This is a genomic window from Micromonospora sp. NPDC005194 (assembly GCF_040608335.1).
In the GTDB taxonomy this organism is placed as follows: Bacteria; Actinomycetota; Actinomycetes; order Mycobacteriales; family Micromonosporaceae; genus Micromonospora.
The window spans coordinates 117,812-137,103 of sequence record NZ_JBEXIA010000007.1; the positions used below are offsets into that span (position 1 = coordinate 117,812).

Here is a 19,292-nt window from a genome sequence, read left to right on the forward strand (position 1 = left end):
AGGTCACCGCCGGGCCAGTCGGGTCTGTCGGGGACGCCGCCAGGCACCCGTACCGGCCTCGATCCACCGGGTCAGCAGCCGGGCGTCGTACCCCACCCGCAGCAACTGGTCGCGAACCCGTTCCGGGAGGTGCCGGGGGACGGCGCGGCCGTCCGGACCGGGACCGAAGACGGTGGTGGTGGTGATCCGTCCGGCCTCACCGGCCCCGATCACCTCCTCCACGTGCGAGACGAACCGGTGCTTACGGCCGCCGATCGCGCTCTCGTCCTCGACTGTGACGTAGACGATCAGATCGAGGGCGTTGCCGGCCATCCGGCGAGCCTGGTCGACGGTCATCTCCCGGCCGTGCGCCAGCGCCAGCTCGACGATCCGTTCACCCACCCCGGCAGCCGTACGGGCGTGAATGGTGCACATCGAGCCCCGGCTGGTGGTCATCGCCTGGAGCATCGGCACGATCTCCCGGGACCGGACCTCGCCCACGATGATCCGCAGCACGCCCATCCGCAGCGAGAGCGGGATCAGGTCGGCGATGGTCACCTCACCCGCCGGCCGGCCGTCGAAGCCGCGCTCGCCGTGCCCCTCCCGCGCCTCGAAGCTCATCACCGCCCGGTGCCGCTCCCGGCGACGGGCCGGCAACAACTCCCGACTCTCCTCCAGCAGCACGTACGGCTCGTCGGGTGGGATCTCGTTCATGAGCGCCCGGATGATCGTGGTCTTCCCGGCGCCGGCCAGCCCGGCGACCATGATGTTCAACCCGGCGCGCATCGCCGCACGCAGGAAGTCGCGCAGCAGCGGGTCGATCATCTCGTCCAGGTCACCCCGGGCGCCGGCCACGTCGTCGAGGCTCACGTCCAGGGTGTTGTGCTTGCGGATCACCGCGTACGGCCGGTGGCTGACCAGGAACACCGCGGCCAGTCGGCTGCCGTCGGGCAGTTGCAGGTCCAGGGTGGGCTTCACGGTGGACAGTGACCGTTCGGTCGCGCCGGCCCGCCGCGCCGCCGCCTGGAGGATCTCCACCAGCTCGGCGTCGCTGTCGGCGATCGGCTCGGCCCAGTCCACCCCACCGCCGTGCCGGGTGATGCGCACCACGTCGCAGCCGAGGATGTGCACCTCCTCGATGGTGTCGTCGACCAGCAGGGTCTGTAGCCGGCCCAGCCCGACCAGCTCGGCGGTCACCTGGTCGAGCAGCAGGCGTTCCTCGCCGGCGGCCATCGGTGTGCCGGCGCGACGGACCGCGTCCGCGTACTCGGCGACCACCGTGACGGCCAGCCGGGCCCGCTCGGTGTCCTCCTCGTCGACGGTGAACTCCCGGCCGCGCTGCCACAGGGTGAGCCGTTCGGTGAGTTCCCGGCGCAGCTCCCGGACCACCTGGAAATCCATCCGAGGTCGGGGTGCCACCTCCGGCGGCGGCGTGGCCGTGGGCATCGGCTGCGGTATCGCCGCCGACTGGTGGTGCCGGCCGTTCGGCGGGGCCAGCGGCGGCGCGGTGGACGTCGCGGCCGGCGGCTGCTGACGTGGGTCGGTGGAGACGGGCTCAAACCGCATCCGGCACCCCCTGCTGCACCGGCCAGGCCAGCCGTGCCCGCCGGCGTTCCAGCAGCGCACCGACCGGCACCTCCAGCGCGGCGGCCGCGCGCAGCAGCGGCCGTCCGGACCGTACGGTCCCACCGAGGGCGAGCACCCCTGCGGTACGCGGGTCGTGCGGCAGCCGGGCGATCACCGGCAGTTTCAGTCCACGGCTGATCTCCGCGCGCCCGTGCCCGTCGCCGACCAGCAGCAGCCGCAGGGTGCCCGGCGGCACCCGGTGTTCGGCGAAGTCCCGCTCGATCGCGGTGACCACCGCCCGGGTGCCGGACAGGTCGGGCAGGTGGGCCCGGGTCACCAGCAGCACCACCGAGGCGGCCCGCAGCAGTGGCCACGGTGGGCCGGTGACGTGCAGCCGGCCGCAGTCGACGAGCACGTCGTAGCCGGGAGTACCCCGGTCCAGGGCGTTGAAGTAGTCGGCGAAGCGCTGCCAGAGCGGGGTGACGCTGCCGGCCTGCGCCGGGTCGACCAACCCGGGCAGCAGCAGCCGTTCCCGGCGCGGCGCGTCCAGGTCGACCAGCTGCGACCAGAACCCGGTCTCCAGGTTGCCGTCGCGCAGCTCCCCGACGGCCAGCTCGCCGATGCCGCGCGGCCCGTCCAGCTGACCACCGAGGTAGCCGGCGAGGATCGACCCGCCGGCCGGGTCGCACTCGGCCAGGACCAGCCGGCGGTGCCAGGTCAGGGCACAGGCCAACGCCGAGGTGGTCACGCCGGGCGAACCCTTCGCGGACACCAACGCGATGATCGCCATGCTCAGGCCGCCTCGGTCAGCACGACCGCGATCCGCTCCTGGGCGGCCAACGCCACCACGGCGGGTACGTCCCGGATGAGCAGCGCCAGGTACAGCACCTTCTCGTCGTCCGTCGGGCTGACCATGTCGATGACGGTGGCCGCGAACCGGGTGCCCGCCCCGGCCGCCGCCCCGGTGGCGTTCTCGTCCGGGGTGCTGACCAGCAGCACCTTGTCTCCGGGGTGCAGCGCTCGGGCCGGCACCTGGGCGGTCTTCAGGCCGATCGCGATCTGCTGCTGACCCGGGCCGAGCAGCGGGTCGTCGGTGACCTGCCCGAGGGTGAGCAGGGTGCCCGGCACCAGCGCCACGGCGGCCCGCTTGCCGACCACCTCGTCCAGCCGGCCCGCGGGCACCGGGTGCAACCCCTGACCGCCGGCGACCTGCACGGTGATCAGATCGGCGGCGCTGACCTCCCGACCCACCTCCACCGGCCGGGCCACCGCGAGGTAGCTGCCGGTGGCCCGGACCGAGGTGACCGCGAACGCCGCCCCCAGCCCACCGAGGGCGATCAGGAGTACGGCGAGACCCAGCAGCCCTGGGCGGACGCGGCGCTGCCGGACCACCTTGGGCGGGCTGACCGGCGCGTCCACCGGCCCGGTCGCGTTACGCGTAGCCACACTCACCGTTCGATCTCCATTCCCGACTGTGGGGCTCGCAGAACCGGCTCACTCACCTGGTCACCACCTGGAGTTCCTTGATCTGGACCGGCACGGTGCCGCTGGTCCGGGTCTGCGGGATCGGGTCACCCTCGTCGCCGTCGTCGGTCCACCAGCGCACCGTCCAGTACGTGGTGGCGCCCACCCGGTAGGTGCCGGCCTTCGGGTAGCCGCGGTCGTAGCCGCAGTCCGGGGAGGTGCGGCCGGCGCGCTTGCCCTTCGGGTCGTACGGGGTGCCGGCCTTGGTGCAGGTGACCGTGTCGCCGTTGCCCATGTTCCAGACGATCCGGTCGACCTTCGCCTCGATCGAGACGGTCAGCCCACGGTCGGACGCGGAGGCGCGCAGCGGCCCGAAGTAGCTGGCGCTCGGGGTGGCCCACATCCACACGGGCAGGCCGACCAGGCCCGGGCCGATGTCCTTGCGGGGCGCCACCTTGAGCCGCGCCGGCAGCAGCTTGATCGACGCCAGGGCCCGGCGGGCCAGCTCCTCCGGGTCCGGCGGAGCGCCGAAGCCGGGCGGCGGCCCGTCCCGCAGCACCGTGTCCTGTGCGCCGAGATCGCCCCCGTTGCAGGTCTGCACGTACCACTGCTGACCCTCGGGTGCCGGCTTCTGCGGCGAGGCGAGCTTGTAGTAGCAGCCGTCGCCGTTGTTGAACCAGCCCAGCAGGTCGTCGTAGCAGGGGATCGTCCGCCCGCCCCACTGACAGACACCGCCGCCCCCGCCGCCGCCGGAGTCGCCGCCGCCGTTGTCGCCCCCGCCGCCGGGGCCGCCCGGCGTACCGGGCTCGTCGTCCCAGACGTTGCAGTCCGGTTGGCCGGGCGGACATCCGGCCCCCGGGTCGGCGCGTCGGGCGGCGGCGGCCGGCAGGGTCGCGCCGACCACCAGTAGCAACGCCAGACCGGCCCCCGCGAGCATCCGCCGGGCCGCGCCGGTGCGGGCTCTCCGCCCCCGGGTCAGCACGGCTGGTCCGGGTGCGCCGAGCCGGAGCTGATCAGCCAGCGACCGTCGGGATAGCGGGTGGCGGTGGCGGTGGCCAGATGTTTGCCGCCACCGCTGCCCGGGACCACGCGCTGGTCCTTGGTGTAGACCAGCCGGTAGCCGCTCGCGTCCAGGCAGTCCTGGATCTCCACGGTGGCCGGGTCAGAGTCCAGGCTGACGGCGGTCACGCTGGGATCGGACGCCAGCGTCCCGGTACGCATCGCGCCGTGCTCCTTTGCGTCGCGAATGGACAATTGCACCCGGGTCAGCAGCGGATCAGCGAGAAACCGGGACAGTTCCGGCGCGTGTGGATCATTGCGCCGACTCGCCGTCCGCGATGCTGCGAGATAACCGGAGTACGCCGCGAGCGCCGCCTTTTCGGCAGCTTCCCGTTCCGCGCCCGAATCGGCCCGCGCTCCGTCGCCCCGCGCCGTCGCCGGCCGATCGACCGCCTCCTGCCCGCTGCCGCAGGCGGTGACCGGCACCGCCGCCACGACCGCCAGCAGGCAGATTGCCGCTCGCCTGAGCTGCCGTCCGCGCACCGCTGAGCCCTCCTCGTGGTCGCCCGACGTGGCCATGAAGCACCGCCGCCGGGCATGCGGAAGCGCGCCCGGATCAGTGCCTTCCGGAGCTTTTACTGCGCTTCTGCATTCACCGTTACGGATCTTCTACAAATGCAAGGTCCCGTGTCGTCCGGTCGTAGAGGTGAGGCTTGCGTCACACCCAAGGGGCGAGCATAGGCTGACGCTCGCCGATGCAACAGAGGCAATTCAAGTGAACACTCTGCGTGATGATGGGTGGTGGTGGCGGGTGTTCGTGCTGCACTCCGGACGATGGCCGGTCGAGGGGTCGCCGACCGTCCGGCCTCGCCGGCCGGGGCCGATCCGCCGCAACCCCTGCGTCGGTCCCGAGAGTGGGACATCGCGCCGCCATCCCGGCATCCGGACTGCGTCCCGGGGCGACGGACCGGCCACCCCGTCTGCGGTGCCGACCGGCCCGCCCTCGGACGGGGAGATCATCGTGCCGCCGGTGGCGGACGTCGGTTTCCGCGCCATCCGCTACACCCGAGCGAACGTTCAGTCACGATCCGTGTTCACCTTTGCGGGGGGCGGCCGGCGTCCGGCGTGGTCCACGTGGCGCTGACCGGCCCTCCTGCGGCGGCACCCGGTCGGCGAAACCCGACCGATCGGGCGGCGGCGGGGCCTGCCCCTGGCCGTTTTCGGCCCGCGACCGGGCTGGCGATCCTGACGGTCAGTCCGCTGCTGCGGTTGGCAGTCGTGCGCTACGCCGTACCCACGGGAGCCCCCAGCCGGACCGGCTGCGACGCCTGCGGCGCGGCGGTCGGCCTGACCCGGCCCTGGCCGGCGCTCGGCCCGGCCGGCCAGTGCGGCCGGTGCCGGGCCCGGGTCGGGCCGCCGCCCGGCACGGTCGAGGTGGCCGCGCTCGCCGCCGTGGCGCTGCTGGCGCTGGTCGGCCCGTCGGGCGGGGCGATGCCGGCGCTGGCGTGGTGGCTCGCCTGGACCGTGCCGGCGGTCCTCGTCGACCTGGCCGTGCACCGACTGCCCGACCGGCTCACCCTGCCCGCGGCGGCCGGGACCTGGCTGCTGCTCGGCGCGGCCGCGCTCGCCGACGCCGACGCGGGCCCCTGGCTGCGGGCGGTCGCCGCGGGCGCGGGGCTGGCGCTGTTCTTCGCCACCAGCACGCTGCTGCTCGGCCGCCGCGGCTTCGGGTTGGGCGACGCGAAGCTGGCGCTCAGCGTGGGGGCACTGCTCGGCTGGTACGGCCTGCCCGTCCTGCTCCTCGGGCTGCTGCTCGCGTTCGGGCTGTCCGCGCTGGTGAGTCTGGGACTGCTGGTCGCCCGACGGGCCCGGTGGAGCACGCACCTGCCGTTCGGCCCGTTCCTGCTGCTCGGCACGGTGGGTGCCCTCCTCCTGACCTCCTGACCGCCCACCCCGCCGGCCGTCGGGCGGCGGGGTCAGGGGCGGGGTCGGCTGGCCAGGTCGGGTACCGGGCGGCGGGCATCGGCGCGGCGGCGCAGCGCCTCGGCGGTCAGGCGGGCCAGAAGCGGGGTCGCCACCATGGCGACCAGGGCGCCGAGCAGCAGGCCGGCGGCCACGTCGTGCGGGTAGTGCACGCCCACGAAGACCCGGGAGAACGCGGCCAGCACGGCCAGCGGCAGCGCGACCAGTCCGAGCCGTCGGGAGAGCAGCAGTGTGGTGATCGCCAGCGCGCCGGCCAGGGTGGCGTGGTTGCTGGGGAACGACCAGTCACCCGGTGGTGGGCAGGTGCCGGCGACGATCGCCCGGCCCACCGTCCGGCACGGTCGGTCCTCGTCCACCACGGTCTTGAGCCATTCGCTGCTCGCGTACGCGAGGAGGGTCGGCAGCGGCGCGACCAGGGCGAGTGCCCGGTCGTGCGGGCCGCCGACCAGGCGGCGCAGCGCGGCCGCCACCAGCAGCGCGCCGAGCAGCAGGATCACCCCCTCGGTGGCGTGCCCGACGAACCACTGCACCGGGTGCGGGGTGCCGGCGGCCGCGTCGACGATGTCGCGGTACCACTCGGCGCTGATCTCTGGAACGTCCGTGCTGCCGTTGTCGGCCATGAATCACCTCACCAGACGTTCATACCTCGTTCACCTGGAAGACACCCTGGGAACGCGGCAGGGGGCAGCGCAGGAGTCGAAGGTCGAGCCGGCCGCACGGAGGCCCGCCGGCAGGCGCTCAGGTCGGCGCGGGCCCGCCGGCCATGCGCTCGCGGACGGCCTCCAGCGCCTCGAAGGCGTACGCCCAGTTGTGGCACTTGAAGCTGCGCAGGCCGTCGATGGCGGTGTGGCAGTCGGCGCAGCGCACCCCGGAGATGGCCTCCGGCACCTCGGTGTTGACGTACCTGTGTTCGCCGAGGATGACCGTGGCGATCATGTTCTTGTCGTGCAGGCCGGTGAGTGCCGACGAGACGATGTCGTACCAGGTGATCCGCCGGCCGCACTTCGGGCAGTCCGGTTCGTCGCCGCTGACCCACAGCGGGGCGCCGATGCTGCGTGCCGGCATTCCCAGCAGCTTCTCCAGACGGCGGACGTCCGACTCCGGTGTGGTCCACCGGTGCCGGCCGGGCAGCGACGCGGGCGAGTCGTACACGGCGCGGAACAGGTCGTGGTCGACCCGGACGGTTTCCCGCTGACCGGTCATCGCGTCCCCCTCGGTGATTCGGTGCCCCCACCGTGGTCGGCGTTGACCAGGGGCGCAGCCGGATCAACGACACGAGGGGTCAGCGGGTCGTCGCCCCGGCTGCTAGACATCGAGATCTGACCGCGCGGCGAAGGGACCCCTCGTGACCGACCAGCCGACACCCGACACGACCGACGTCACCGCCCGACCCAACGTCGCCCGGATGTACGACTACTTCCTGGGTGGCAGCAACAACTTCGCCGCCGACCGCGCCGCCGCCGAGCGGGTGTTGGAGATCTTCCCGGGCACCGGGCTCGCGGCCCAGACCAACCGGCACTTCCTGCGCCGAGCCGTCCGGTACGCCGTCGGGCAGGGCGTCCACCAGTTCCTGGACATCGGGGCGGGGTTGCCCGCCCAGGGGGCCGTGCACGAGGTGGTACGGGCCGTGGCGCCGGACGCCCGGGTGGTCTACGTCGACTACGACGAGGTGGCCGTCGCGTACGCCCGACGGTTGTTGACGGACGTGCCCGGCGCGGCCGTCGTGCAGGGCGACCTGCGGCGGCCGGACGACCTGCTGGCCCACCCGGAGGTGCGGGCCACGCTCGACCTGGACCGCCCGGTGGCCGTGCTGCTGCTCGCGGTGCTGCACTTCGTGCCGGACGACGACGACCCGTGGGCTGCCGTCGCCCGGCTGCGCGACGCCACCGTGCCCGGCAGCCACCTGGTCCTGTCGCACCTGACGCTGGACGGCGTCCCGCCGGAGGTGGCCGAGCGCGGGCAGGCCGTGTACCGCACCAGCAGCGCCCCGCTGGTGCCCCGCACCCACGCCGAGACGCTGCGCTTCTTCGACGGGTACGAGCTGGTGGAGCCCGGCCTGGTCGAGACCACCCGGTGGCGGCCGGACGGCGAGCCAGCGGTCGGGGACTCACACGGCTACGCCGGGGTCGGCGTCCGCCGCTGACGCGCTTTCGCCTCCGGTGGCGGGCCTCGGGTGGTACGACGGAAACAGCGCCTGCCACCGGGAGGAGCGCCGATGGCGAGCAGGCCCGAGCGGCTGTTGCGGACAAGCGACGCGCCGCTGAGCGCCTCGTTCCTGGAGCTCTTCTTCGACCTGGCGTTCGTGCTCGCCCTCAGCCAGTCGGCCGCGCACCTGCTGCACGACCTCACGCTGGCCGGCGCGCTGCACACCGCTCTGCTGCTGGCCGGCGTCTGGTGGATCTGGGTGACCACCACCTGGAGCGCCGACTGGTACGACCCGGAGACCCCGGCCATCCGCGTGGTGCTGGTCGTCGCCACGCTGGGCAGCCTGCTGGCCGGGGTGGCGATCCCGCAGGCGCTCGAGGAGCGGGGGGTGCTCTTCGCCGGCGCGTACGTCGCGGTCCATCTCGTCCGGGGCGTGGTCACCGCCTCGATGCTGCGCGGTCATCCACGGCAGCGCCGGGCGCTGCGGATCCTCTGCTGGTACACGGTCACCGCCGTGCCGTGGCTGGCGGGCGCGTTCCTGCCGCAATGGCGGGTGCCGCTCTGGGTGCTCGCCCTCGCGATCGACGTGACCGGCCCACGGCTCGGCTGGCCCACGCCGAGGCTGGGTCGTGCCCGTCAGCAGGAGTTGCGCCTCGCTGGCGCGCACTTCGCCGAGCGCTACCAGCAGATCATGATCATCGCGCTCGGCGAACTCGTCCTGGCCGCCGGGCTCTCGTACGCCGGCACCCGCCTCGACCTCGCCGAGACCGCCGCCTTCCTGCTGGTCTTCGCCACGGCCGTGCTGATCGGTCTGCTCTATGTGACCCCCGCCGGCCGGCAGCTGGGCTCGGCCATCGAGCGCGCCGACCCGTCCCGGCTCGGTGTCGTCACCGGATACCTGCACCTCGTGATGATCGCCGGCATAGTGGTCACGGCCGTCGGGGCCGAGCTGAGCATCGCTCATCCCTCCGAAGTCGGCGACATGAGGGCTGTCGCGGTCATCCTGGGCGGACCCACCCTGTTCCTCGTCGGCCGGATCCTGTTCTCGCTGGCCATCCACCGGCGGTTGTCCTGGCCTCGGGTTGGCGCGCTGCTCGTGCTGGCCGGCGCGGCGGCCGCCCTGCGGCTGCCGCTGCTGGCGATCAGCGCGGTCGCCACCGGCGTGGTGCTCGTGGTGGCGGTCCTGGACCACGCCGCCCCCTTCACCTATCGCCGGCGCAGATCTGCTGACTAAAGTCAGGCAGATGGACTCCGCGCTCATCGCCGCAGTGCGGCGGTTCAACCGGACGGTCACCCAGCGGGTGGGTGCGCTCGACGACGAGTACATGGCGCAGGGCCGACCCCTCGGGCAGGCCCGCCTGCTCTGGGAGATCGGCCCCGCCGGCGCCGAGGTCGCGGCGTTACGCGCACGGCTCGGCCTGGACTCCGGATACCTCAGCCGACTCCTGCGCACCCTGGAGAACGACGGGCTGGTCACCGTGGGCCCGGCCGGCCAGGCCGGCGGCGACGGCCGGGTACGCGTCGCCCAGCTCACCGACGCCGGCCGTACGGAATGGGCCGAACTCGACGAGCGGTCCGACGAACTCGCCGCCTCGATCCTCCAACCGCTCACCGAGCGACGCCGCGAACGACTCGTCGCCGCCATGGCCGAGGTCGAACGCCTGCTCATCGGGTCGATGGTGGTCATCGCACCGTGCCCGCCGAGCGACAGGCGAGCCCGAGCGTGCCTGCGGGCCTACGCCCGGGACATCGGGCGGCGGTTCGACGACGGGTTCGACCCGGCACTGAGCAAGCCGATCCACGACGAGGAGATCGCCCCGCCCGCCGGCGTGCTCCTGCTCGCCACCCTCAACACCGAGCCCGTCGGCTGCGGCGCCGTCAAACTCCACCGCGACGCACCCGCCGAGATCAAGCGTGTCTGGGTGGCGGACAGCGTCCGCGGGCTGGGCATCGGGCGACGGCTGCTGAGCGAGCTGGAACGGTACGCCGCCGACCGAGGCGTGAGCACGGTCCGGCTGGACACCAACCGCAACCTCACCGAGGCGATCGCCATGTACCACGCGGCCGGTTACCGGGAGATCGAGCCGTACAACACCGAGCGCTACGCCCACCACTGGTTCGAGAAGCAGCTCGGGCAGTAAGTAGTGGCTACAGCCGTTCGAAGCTCTCCATCCCGGCGAGCTCCAGCACCTCGGTCCGGATCGCCGGGCATTCCTGACGGGTCTGGTCGTCGATCTGACGGCCGTTCGGCACGGGGCCCTGTTTCTCGTACCAGGAATAGAGGTTCACGGTCAGGTTGGCCATCGCGCCCGTCTCGGACCCGATCCCCTTCAGCGTCGGCAACTGGCCGTCCAGGTAGGCACACACCTCCTTCGCCGACACCGGATTCGAGCCGCGGGCCGGAGCGGATCCGGCCGCGCTGGGCGCGGCATCGGGTGCTGCCGGGGTGCCCGGCGCTGCGGGCGTGGAGGGCTCGGGCGCGTCGGCGTCGGTGCATGCCGTCAGGGCGAACACAAGACAGAGGGCTGGCGCGATCAAGCGATTGCTTCTCATCATCAATTCTCGTCCTGACCTGGTTGTTGGTGGTCAGCCCCGGTGGTCGCGGTGACGAGCCAGAGGCCGGTGGGCAGTCGATAGCCGACGCCGGGCTCGCGAAACCGGCCGAGCAGCCGGGCAGCTCCTGCTCGGGCCGGAGCCTGCCCAGCCAGCGGGGCAGCCCGGTACGCGGCACCGGCGGGGCCGACCTCGATGAGCCATTCGGCAACCGCGTCGGCGTCGTCCGGGGCGTCCAGTTCGACGTCGTACGGCGTGATCGTGACGGCGGTCCAGCCGGCCCTGGTGAGGACTCGGACGAGCCTCGCCGGGTCGGCGAAGGAGAACGGACCGGGCTCGTCACCTACCGGTAGCGGTGGTAGCGGCCCGAGGTGCGGTGCTGCGCCGAGCATCGCGGCGGACAGCCACGGGTTGACGCCGCCGTCGCGGAAGACGGTCGCGGCGAGGCGTCCGCCCGGGCGCAGGGATCGTCGGATCGTGGCGCAGCCGGCGACCGGATCCGCCAGCAACATCAGGGTCATGCGCGAGAACGCCGCGTCGAACGGCGCCCCCGGAACGACATCGAGAGTCTCGATGTCGGCCACGTGGAACCGAATGTCCGGGAACCGCTGGCGGGCTGCGGTCACCATCGCCTCGGCGATGTCGACGCCGACCGCCGCGCCGGTCTCGCCGACCGCCCTGGCGAGCTCGGCCGTGGTGCCGCCGCAGCCGCAGCCCACGTCAAGAATCCGTTCGGCGGGCCGTGCGGCCAGTCGATCCATTGCCGCCGCGCCCAGCGGTCGGCCGGTCTCGTCCTGCCGCTCGGCGTGGCGGATCCAGCCGGCCGCCGCTCCCGCCCAAAAGGCGGCATTGCGGGAGCGTAGGGCGGCGGTGTCGGCCATCAGAACGGCATCTCGGCGCCGTCGACGCTCACCGACCGGAAGTTGGCTGCCTTCGTCGGGTCGAAGCCGTCCTCCTGCGCCGCCAAGCCCGCGGCGCGGACCAGTCGCTCCGACTGGAACTGGCGGAACGCCGCTTCGTCCTGCCAGATGTTGATGATCCGCCAGCCGTCCTCGGTCGGTCCGGAGACATGGGCGAGGAGCCCTGGCGGCCGGTCCGGCCCGAGGTGCCGCTCCACCTGCCGGTATTCCGCCTCACTGACGCCGGGCATCTCCTGCAACACACCGAACGGCATCGGCCGCCGCCTCTCGATAGAGTGAGTCTCTATCCAATAGAGCACTACACTCGACCGGTGGTTGTCAAGCGAATCTACGACTCTTCCCGCCGACAGGAGCAGGCCCGACAGACCCGGCGAGCAATCCTCGAAGCGGCCGGCCGCCTGTTCGTCGACCCCGGGTATGCGGCCACCCCGCTGACCGCGGTCGCCGCGGAAGCCGGCGTCGCGGTCCAGACCCTGTACGCGGTGTTCGGCAGCAAGCGGCACCTGCTCTCCCAGTTGGTCGACGTCACCCTGGCCGGCGACGACGAACCGGTGGCCCTGCCGGACCGGCCCTTCGTGGCCGAGATCCGCGCGCTCGCCGACCCTCGCGCCAAACTCGTCCGCTATGCCCGCCATCTGGCCGAGGTCAACGCCCGACAGGTCCAGGTGATGCTCGCGCTGGCCGGAGCAGCCACGGCCGATCCGGACGCCGCCGAGATCTGGCGCAAGAACATCGACGAGCGCCGCCGGGGCATGGCCATGTTCGCCGCCGAACTCGTCGGCACGGGGGGCCTCCGCCCCGACCTGGACGTCGATCAGGTGGCCGACATCCTCTGGCTGGCTCAGGACGTCCGTAACTTCGACTGGCTCGTCCGGCAACGCGGATGGTCGCTGGAGCGGTACCAGAGGTGGTACGTGGACACCGTCAGTGGCGCCACCATCGCCGGCGCCGAATAGCGGTCACATCCGTTCCGGCGTCCGGATTCTGCGCGACAGCGTGGTGCTACCGACCGCGGCGAACATGGCCGACCAGGCGCTGGCAGTCACCCCTCGCCTGGTCGGCAACGGTGGGTTCTATGTCCTGAACAGCGAACCCGCTCTCCAGACCCCACCCGGCCAGCTGGGCGGTACGGGCACCGTGGACTTCCTGCTCGCCTACACCTGATGCACGTCCGCGCTTGCGCTCGCGACTCGACGTACCCGGTCAGCCCTTGACCGCGCCGGCGGTGAGCCCTTCGGTGAGGAAGCGCTGCCCGAGGGCGTACATGACCACCACGGGGATGCTGACGAGCAGCGACGCCGCGGCGAGTTGTCCCTGCGGTACGATGTCTCCGGCGATCATCGACTGCATCCCCACCGGCAGCGTCTTGTACTCGTCCTTCGTGATGAACACGAAGGCGAAGAGGAACTCGTTCCAGGCGTTGGTCAGGGTGAAGAGCGCGACCGCCAGCAGCCCCGGCTTGGCCAGGGGCAGCACCACCCGGCCGAACGCCTGGACGCGGCTGCAACCGTCGACCAGCGCGGCCTCCTCCAGCTCGACGGGGATCGACGAGAAGTAGCCCACCAGCAGCCAGGTGGCGAACGGCAGCGTGAAGGTCGGGTACGTCACCACCAGCGACCACAACGAGTCGGTGAGCCGCGCGCCGATGAGCATCTGGTACAGCGGGATGAACAGCAGCGCGCCCGGCATCACGTAGGTGAGCAGGACCGTGACGGTGAAGCCCTGCGCGCCGCGGAACCGCAGCCGGGCCAGCGCGTAGCCCGCCAGGGCGGCGCAGACCAGCGCCACCGCCGTGGACGCCGCGGACACCAGCAGGGTGTTGAGGTACCAGCGACCGAAGGGCTGGTTGGCGAAGAGTCCGCTGAACTGCTCCGTGGTCCACGGCGTCGGCCACAGGTCGTCGGTCCGCATCACGACCTGGCCCTCGGACTTGAAGGCCGTGACGGCGATCCAGTACAGCGGGCCCAGCACAAAGAAGAGCAGCCCGGCCAGCGCGACACCGGATCCCAGGCCCGACACCACAGACGACGCCCGGCGACCGCCGCGCGACTGGAGGGTCGAAACCACCCGGCCGACCCCTGCGGCGATCAGCAGGATCACCCCGAGGACCACCGCCGCCTTCCAGAAGATCTGTGGCGACGCCCAGGCCAGCAGGCCGGTGACCACCGCCGCGACGACCCACGGCAGGGCCCTGCGCGCCGTCGGGGTCCACCGCGTACCGACCCATCGCGCTGCGCGGCGTGGCCGGGGCAGCTTCGCCCCCGAGTCCTGGCGCAACAGCCGGACCAGGACGAACACCAGCCCGCCGATGACCGGCAGCATGACGAGCGTGACCGCCGCGCCCGCGCCGTACTGCAACTGCAAGATCGCCTTCGAGTACGCGACGAGCACGTACGGCGCGGTCACGTCACCCGGGCCGCCCTGGGTCAGCAACCAGACCAGGTCGAAGTTGTTGAACGTCCAGATCGACGACAGGGTCACCGTCACGGTGATCACGTGACGGAGTCCGGGCAGCGTCACGTTGACGAACCGCTGCAGCGACGAGGCCCCGTCGATGGTCGCCGCCTCGTAGAGGTCCGCCGGGATGGCCTTCAACCCGGCCAGGAAACACACGGTGAAGAACGGCACCCCCTTCCAGACGTTGACGAGGATCACCGACGGCATGGCCAGCGACGGGTCGGACAGCCAGCCCGCCGGCCAGCTGTCCACCAGGTGCGCGCTGGCCAGCAGCGGCCCGATCCCGGTGGCGGTGAGCAGCGTGTTGACGCTGCCGAAGATGGGGTCGAGCAGCGCGCGCCAACTGAACGCCGTCACCACCGTCGGCACCACCCACGGCACCAGCAGCAACCCCGCCAGCACCGCTCGCCCGCGGCGCCGGTGGTGCAGCAGCAGGGCCGCGGCCAGCCCGAGCACCACCTTGAAGATCTCGGCGTACGCGGTGAAGACGAACGAGTTCACCACGCCCGTGTGGAACTGGTCGTCGCCGACGAGGTGGAGGTAGTTGTCCAGGCCGACGAACACGGTGTCCTGCCCGTGCCGTTCCGTGGTGCTGGTGACGATCGACCTGGCGATCGGCACGAGGACGAGCCCGCCGACCAGTACGGCCATGGGCACGAGGAACAGTGCGGCCAGTCGCCAGTCACGACCCAGCCGCCGCTGGACCGCCGTGAGGGAGCCGGGTCCCGGCGGCGGGGACTTCCTCGCCGCCGGGACCCGCGCAGGACGGACCGACCTCACTGCGGCAGCCCCTGCTGGTTGAAGATCTGCACCATCTTCGCGTGGGCGGCCGTCACGGCCTGCGCCGGCGCCGTGCCCTGCACGACCTGCTGCATCATGTCGGTGAGGACGTAGGCCGCGCCGACGGCCTGCTGACCCGCGCTGGCCTTCTGCGGGAAGGCCAGGCCGTTCTTCGTGTTCAGCGGCAGCTTCAGTTCGGTGATCTTGCGCAGCATGGGGAACGCCGGGTCGCCGCTGGTGAAGAACGGGTCGGCGTCCCAGACCTTCTTCCAGGCGGGCATCACCAGGCCGGGCGCTTCCTTCGCCACCCCGAGCAGCGCGGGCGCGCTGACCAGGTACTGCGCCAGGAGCTTGGCGAGCCCGGGGTTCTTGGCGCCCTTGAAGACGACGAAGCCCTGCGACTGGCCGAGCAGCAGGGGATTGTTGGTCGCCGGCCCGATGCAGTCGGAGAACACGTGGGTGTTCGCGTACACCGGGTTCTTCTTGGTCCGGGAGTCCGCGTAGACGCTGAACTGGTTGCGGGTGTAGCCGAGGATCCCCGCGAGCCAGTTCTCGTTGTTGCTGGTGTCGGTCCAGCTTGCGATCCCCGGCGGCAGCATCGGCTTGTACTTGGGATTGGTGTAGATGTCGCCCAGGAAGGTCACCGCCTGCACCGTCTCGGGGGAGTCGAACGTGACCTTCCGGCCGTCGTTGGAGGCGATCGACCCGCCGTACGCGTTGATCAGCGCCTCGATCATGCCGTTGCCGTCACCGGACCGGTTCACCGTCATGCCCCAGCCGAACCGGCGCTTGCCCGGATCGGAGATCTCCAGGCAGAGGTCCCGCAGCTCCTCCCAGCTGTAGATGTCCTTGGGCGTGATGCCCTTGTCCTGCATCCAGTCCTTGCGCAGGAATGACCCGATCCCGATGAAGTGGTACGGGATCGCGAACCACCTCCCGTCGAAGACGCAGAAGTTCGTGGCCTCGGCGGAGGGTTGGCCGTACGTGGCGGTCAGCGCTGTGACGACGTCCGTCACGTCCTCCAGGTCGCCCAGCGCTTGGAACTGCGCGACGAAGCGTGAGTCGGTCATGAACGCCAGGTCGCGCGCCACCCCGCCTTTGACCTCGGCGTCGATCTTGGCCACCACGTCACCGGCGTCGGCCTGGACCAGACTGTTCTCGATCTTCGTTCCGGTGGTGTCGGCGAACTTCTTGACCGAGCTGTCGAGTGCCTCGTTCGCCGCCGTCGAGTACAGCTTCTGCGACAGCATCCCCATCGAGGAGCCCTTCATCGACGACGCGGCGTCGATCAGCTCCTGTGGAACCTCCGGCTGCACCTTGCTGGGCGATTCGGAGCTGCCCCCGCACGCGGCCAGGCCGGTCGCGCCGAGCACACTCACCCCCACCCCCAGAAAGCCGCGCCGAGACCACGCCGGCTTTTCTTCCATGGACATTCGCCTCCTTCATTTCCCCGCGTACGGCTGCACGCCGAAGGCTCACCTGGCGGACACCGCGATGGTTGGGTTCCACGCTTCGCCCGGGCCACTCGCGACATTTCGGGTGCCGCACGTCGGGCAGCGCGACGAGGTTGAGGCGATCGGCGACCGGGCCGAGATGGTGGCGCTGACGTTCCAGTTCGGTCGGGTCACGGGACCACCGCCGTTCGAGATTTCGAACTAGGTTCGATATACCGGATCGAGTGGTCGCGACGCTAGAGCAGCGCACTGAGTAATGTCAATGTTTCGATGCTGTTTCGACCCGAAAGCGGGAGGTCGGCTATCGAGACTGGGCCCGGTAGCCCATCCGAGCCGACAGCGCGGCCGCGCCCTCCCGAACCAGCCCGGTCCACTCCACCTGCACCTCAGGCGTCCAGCGGATGATCGGCGCGGACAGGCTCATCGCGGCGATGACGGCACCGGAATGGTCCCGGATCGCCGCCGCGACGCAGCGCATCGCGCTGTCCGACTCGCCGACGTCGACCGCGACACCCTCCGCCCGGACACCTTCGAGATGCTCACGGAGAAGGTCCGGGTCGGTGATGCTGTCCGGCGTCATCCCCGGCAGCGGATCCTTCGACAGGACGGCGTCCAGGTCCGCCTGATTGAGGGCCGACAGCAGTACCTTGCCGACCGCCGTGCAGTGGGCCGGCAGCCGCAGCCCCACACCGGAAACCATCCGCACGGGGTGCGTGCTGTCGAACTTGACGAGGTAGATGACATCGGCGCCGTCGAGCACCGCCACATGAACCGCCTCGTCACACCTGGCGGCCACGTCCCGCGCGACGCCCTGCGCCTCGCGTACCAGATCAAGCCGGCCCGCGAACGCCGCGCCCAGCTGGAACAGCGGCATGCCGAGCCGGTACTGCACCGGCTGGCCCGGTACGGAGATCAGGTACGAGCGAGCCTCAAGCGTCACGAGCAGCTCGTGGACTGTGGTGCGGGGCAGGTCGAGCCGCTCCATCACCTGGCGGGCCGACAGTTGGGGGCAATCCAGGAACAGTTCGAGGACGTCAAGCGCGCGGATGACTGCCGGTACCACACGGGGCATGTCGAAGGTCCCTTCGCAGTGCCGGACTCGTGCCAACGATCTCCACACGGACCAGCACCTGAAGAGGATAGCCACGTCAGCCCCGAGCGCCATGGCCATGGCGGAGCAGTAAGGGGGCGTTCACATGCGTTCGGGGGTCCGGATGCCGAGCAGGTGCAGGCCCTGCCGAAGCACCCGGGCGGTCAGGTCGCAGAGCACCAGCCGGCTGTCCCGGACTGGCCCCTCGGCCCGCAGCACCGGACACCGTTCGTAGAACGCGCTGAACGCCGCGGCCAGCCGGTACAGGTAGCCGGCGAGGTGATGGAACTCCAGGTCCTCCGCCACCTCGCCGACCACCCGGCCGAAGCCGACCAGCTCGAAGGCCAGCGCCCGCTCCGCCGGTTCGGCCAGCGAGACGGCCGCTTCCGGCCGGGCCGCCACCCCGGCCCGCCGAAAGATCGACCGGATCCGGGAGTACGCGTACTGGAGGTAGGGCGCGGTGTTGCCGTCCAGGGACAGCATCCGCTCCCAGTCGAGCACGTAATCCCGGTGCCGGTCGTTGGACAGGTCGGCGTACTTGATCGCGCCGATGCCGACCGCCCGGCCCACCTCGGCCGCCTCAGCCTCGCCCAGTTCCGGGTTCCGGTCCCGGGCCAGCGCGGTGGCCCTCGCGATCGCCTCCCCCAGCAGCCCGACCAGCTTCACCGACCCGCCGGCCCGGCTGCGCAGCATCCGCCCGTCCGACCCGAGGATCGAGCCGAACCCGACATGCTCGGCCCGGGCCGGCGGGGACAGCCAACCGGCCTGTGCGGCGACGGCGTACACCATCTCGAAGTGCCGCCGTTGCGGCAGCCCGACCACGTAGAGCAGTCGGGTCGCGCCCAGCGCGTCGGTCCGCTGCCGGATCGCCGCGAGGTCGGTCGCCGCGTACCCGTACCCGCCGTCGGACTTGCGGACGATCAGCGGTAGCGGCTCGCCGCCCCGGCCCACCGAGCCGGGCGGGAACACGCAGGCCGCCCCGTCGCTCTCGCGCAGCAGGCCGAGCCGACCCAGGTCCTCGACCACCGGGGCGAGCAGGTCGTTGTAGCTGCTCTCGCCGTGGAAGTCCCGCTCGGTGAGGGTCACGTCGAGCCTGTCGTACACGGTCAGGAAGTACCGCTCGGACTGCTCCACCAGCAGCCGCCACAGCCGCAGCGTCACCGGATCGCCGCCCTGCAGGGCCACCACCCGCAGCCGGGACCGCTCGGCGAACGCCTCGTCGGCGTCGAACTTCGCCCGAGCCGCCTTGTAGAACGAGTCCAGGTCCCCCATGGACAGCTCGTGTGCGGCCTCGGCCTCGCCCAGATCGGCCAGATGCTCGATCAGCATGCCGAAGGGCGTGCCCCAGTCGCCCAGGTGATTGGCCCGCAGCACCCGGTGCCCCAGCCACTCCAGCAGCCGGGCCGCCGCGTCGCCGATCACCGTCGAGCGCAGGTGCCCGACGTGCATTTCCTTCGCCACGTTCGGCGCCGAGTAGTCGATGACCACGGTCTCCGGCTCGGCGGCCACCGGCACACCCAGCCGCGGGTCGGTGGCGAGCGCGGACACCAGCCCGGCCAGGACCGCGTCGGCGACGGTCAGGTTGAGAAAGCCCGGCCCGGACACCTCGGCGACACTGCACACGTCGGCCAGGTCGGCGTACTCCAGCACCTCGGCGGCGACGTCGCGCGGCGGCCGGCCGAGCCGCCGGGCCAACGCCAGCGCCGCGTCGGACTGGAAGTCCGCGCGCGGAGACCGCCGCACGACCGGGTCGACAGGTACGCCGGCCACCGTCGCGAACGCCGGCGCCAGCCGGTCGGTCAGCAGCTTTTCCAGATCCATGGGTACGCCGATCTCGCTCGGATCCGCCGCTCGCGGATCACCGGAAGGGGATGCGGGCGGACCGAGGACGATCGGTGACGA

Annotated in this window: 21 protein-coding genes; 7 read left to right on the plus strand and 14 right to left on the minus strand. The window is 71.7% G+C overall.

All coding sequences use genetic code 11. The features are described 5' to 3' along the window. Window positions 1–3: 3 nt before the first annotated feature. From ABZU53_RS08385 to ABZU53_RS08405, 5 genes are read right to left on the minus strand one after another with little or no spacing between them, the layout of a single operon-like run. A complete protein-coding gene (locus ABZU53_RS08385) occupies window positions 4–1,545 on the minus strand; it encodes a CpaF/VirB11 family protein (RefSeq protein WP_354853586.1) in 1,542 nt (513 codons plus the stop codon). Then, window positions 1,535–2,335: a ParA family protein gene (locus ABZU53_RS08390; RefSeq protein WP_354853589.1), complete on the minus strand. Its 801-nt coding sequence runs from the start codon at window positions 2,333–2,335 to the stop codon at window positions 1,535–1,537. Before ABZU53_RS08390 ends, ABZU53_RS08385 begins: the two co-directional genes overlap by 11 nt. A gap of 2 nt (window positions 2,336–2,337) precedes the next feature. Continuing rightward, the gene (locus ABZU53_RS08395; protein ID WP_354853592.1) at window positions 2,338–2,997 is read right to left on the minus strand and encodes an SAF domain-containing protein; all 660 of its coding nucleotides are present in this window, start codon (window positions 2,995–2,997) and stop codon (window positions 2,338–2,340) included. A gap of 46 nt (window positions 2,998–3,043) precedes the next feature. Further along, window positions 3,044–3,946, minus strand: a complete 903-nt coding sequence (locus tag ABZU53_RS08400) for a hypothetical protein (RefSeq protein ID WP_354853914.1) — start codon at window positions 3,944–3,946, stop codon at window positions 3,044–3,046. A gap of 38 nt (window positions 3,947–3,984) precedes the next feature. Then, window positions 3,985–4,551 carry a hypothetical protein gene (locus ABZU53_RS08405; protein WP_355064789.1) on the minus strand — a complete coding sequence of 189 codons (567 nt, stop codon included), beginning with the start codon at window positions 4,549–4,551 and terminating at the stop codon, window positions 3,985–3,987. 693 nt (window positions 4,552–5,244) lie between these two features. Here ABZU53_RS08405 and ABZU53_RS08410 point away from each other — a divergent pair. Beyond that, window positions 5,245–5,952, plus strand: a complete 708-nt coding sequence (locus ABZU53_RS08410) for an A24 family peptidase (RefSeq protein WP_355064791.1) — start codon at window positions 5,245–5,247, stop codon at window positions 5,950–5,952. 32 nt (window positions 5,953–5,984) lie between these two features. Here ABZU53_RS08410 and ABZU53_RS08415 read toward each other — a convergent pair whose 3' ends face one another. Both ABZU53_RS08415 and ABZU53_RS08420 read right to left on the minus strand, forming a co-directional pair. Then, window positions 5,985–6,611 carry a phosphatase PAP2 family protein gene (locus ABZU53_RS08415; RefSeq protein ID WP_355064682.1) on the minus strand — a complete coding sequence of 209 codons (627 nt, stop codon included), beginning with the start codon at window positions 6,609–6,611 and terminating at the stop codon, window positions 5,985–5,987. Window positions 6,612–6,729: 118 nt separating this feature from the next. Continuing rightward, on the minus strand, window positions 6,730–7,194 hold the full coding sequence (locus ABZU53_RS08420; protein WP_355064684.1) for a hypothetical protein: 465 nt from the start codon (window positions 7,192–7,194) through the stop codon (window positions 6,730–6,732). A 142-nt stretch (window positions 7,195–7,336) separates the two neighbouring features. Between ABZU53_RS08420 and ABZU53_RS08425 the strand changes: the two genes are divergently transcribed. The 3 genes from ABZU53_RS08425 to ABZU53_RS08435 all read left to right on the plus strand — a co-directional run bounded on the left by ABZU53_RS08425 (window position 7,337) and on the right by ABZU53_RS08435 (window position 10,277). Next, window positions 7,337–8,134: an SAM-dependent methyltransferase gene (locus tag ABZU53_RS08425; RefSeq protein ID WP_355064686.1), complete on the plus strand. Its 798-nt coding sequence runs from the start codon at window positions 7,337–7,339 to the stop codon at window positions 8,132–8,134. A 72-nt stretch (window positions 8,135–8,206) separates the two neighbouring features. Then, the gene (locus tag ABZU53_RS08430) at window positions 8,207–9,370 is read left to right on the plus strand and encodes a low temperature requirement protein A (RefSeq protein ID WP_354853603.1); all 1,164 of its coding nucleotides are present in this window, start codon (window positions 8,207–8,209) and stop codon (window positions 9,368–9,370) included. A gap of 10 nt (window positions 9,371–9,380) precedes the next feature. Then, the gene (locus ABZU53_RS08435) at window positions 9,381–10,277 is read left to right on the plus strand and encodes a helix-turn-helix domain-containing GNAT family N-acetyltransferase (protein ID WP_355064688.1); all 897 of its coding nucleotides are present in this window, start codon (window positions 9,381–9,383) and stop codon (window positions 10,275–10,277) included. A gap of 7 nt (window positions 10,278–10,284) precedes the next feature. Here the strand turns inward: ABZU53_RS08435 and ABZU53_RS08440 are convergent, their stop codons facing one another. From ABZU53_RS08440 to ABZU53_RS08450, 3 genes are read right to left on the minus strand one after another with little or no spacing between them, the layout of a single operon-like run. Next, entirely contained in the window at window positions 10,285–10,692 is a 408-nt protein-coding gene (locus ABZU53_RS08440) for a hypothetical protein (protein WP_355064690.1), read from the minus strand. Continuing rightward, window positions 10,692–11,570, minus strand: coding sequence for a methyltransferase domain-containing protein (locus ABZU53_RS08445; protein ID WP_355064692.1), 879 nt, complete (start codon window positions 11,568–11,570; stop codon window positions 10,692–10,694). The genes ABZU53_RS08440 and ABZU53_RS08445 overlap by 1 nt, the downstream gene beginning before the upstream one ends. Beyond that, the gene (locus tag ABZU53_RS08450; protein ID WP_354853615.1) at window positions 11,570–11,863 is read right to left on the minus strand and encodes a hypothetical protein; all 294 of its coding nucleotides are present in this window, start codon (window positions 11,861–11,863) and stop codon (window positions 11,570–11,572) included. The genes ABZU53_RS08445 and ABZU53_RS08450 overlap by 1 nt, the downstream gene beginning before the upstream one ends. Before the next feature lie 57 nt (window positions 11,864–11,920). On the opposite strand from ABZU53_RS08450, the gene ABZU53_RS08455 reads away from it, so the two are divergent. Both ABZU53_RS08455 and ABZU53_RS08460 read left to right on the plus strand, forming a co-directional pair. Continuing rightward, a complete protein-coding gene (locus tag ABZU53_RS08455) occupies window positions 11,921–12,565 on the plus strand; it encodes a TetR/AcrR family transcriptional regulator (protein ID WP_354853618.1) in 645 nt (214 codons plus the stop codon). Window positions 12,566–12,605: 40 nt separating this feature from the next. After that, a complete protein-coding gene (locus ABZU53_RS08460; protein WP_355064694.1) occupies window positions 12,606–12,773 on the plus strand; it encodes a hypothetical protein in 168 nt (55 codons plus the stop codon). Between the two features lie 39 nt (window positions 12,774–12,812). Here ABZU53_RS08460 and ABZU53_RS08465 read toward each other — a convergent pair whose 3' ends face one another. Then, the gene (locus tag ABZU53_RS08465; RefSeq protein WP_355064696.1) at window positions 12,813–14,717 is read right to left on the minus strand and encodes an ABC transporter permease subunit; all 1,905 of its coding nucleotides are present in this window, start codon (window positions 14,715–14,717) and stop codon (window positions 12,813–12,815) included. Window positions 14,718–14,842: 125 nt separating this feature from the next. Continuing rightward, window positions 14,843–16,279 carry an extracellular solute-binding protein gene (locus ABZU53_RS08470; protein WP_355064698.1) on the minus strand — a complete coding sequence of 479 codons (1,437 nt, stop codon included), beginning with the start codon at window positions 16,277–16,279 and terminating at the stop codon, window positions 14,843–14,845. On the opposite strand from ABZU53_RS08470, the gene ABZU53_RS08475 reads away from it, so the two are divergent. Continuing rightward, the gene (locus tag ABZU53_RS08475) at window positions 16,272–16,505 is read left to right on the plus strand and encodes a hypothetical protein (protein ID WP_354853629.1); all 234 of its coding nucleotides are present in this window, start codon (window positions 16,272–16,274) and stop codon (window positions 16,503–16,505) included. The genes ABZU53_RS08470 and ABZU53_RS08475 overlap by 8 nt on opposite strands. 96 nt (window positions 16,506–16,601) lie before the next feature. On the opposite strand, the gene ABZU53_RS08480 is transcribed toward ABZU53_RS08475, so the two are convergent. Both ABZU53_RS08480 and argS read right to left on the minus strand, forming a co-directional pair. Beyond that, the gene (locus tag ABZU53_RS08480; protein ID WP_355064700.1) at window positions 16,602–17,408 is read right to left on the minus strand and encodes an IclR family transcriptional regulator; all 807 of its coding nucleotides are present in this window, start codon (window positions 17,406–17,408) and stop codon (window positions 16,602–16,604) included. A gap of 84 nt (window positions 17,409–17,492) precedes the next feature. Beyond that, window positions 17,493–19,211: an arginine--tRNA ligase gene (argS, locus tag ABZU53_RS08485; protein WP_355064702.1), complete on the minus strand. Its 1,719-nt coding sequence runs from the start codon at window positions 19,209–19,211 to the stop codon at window positions 17,493–17,495. Window positions 19,212–19,292 lie beyond the last annotated feature (81 nt).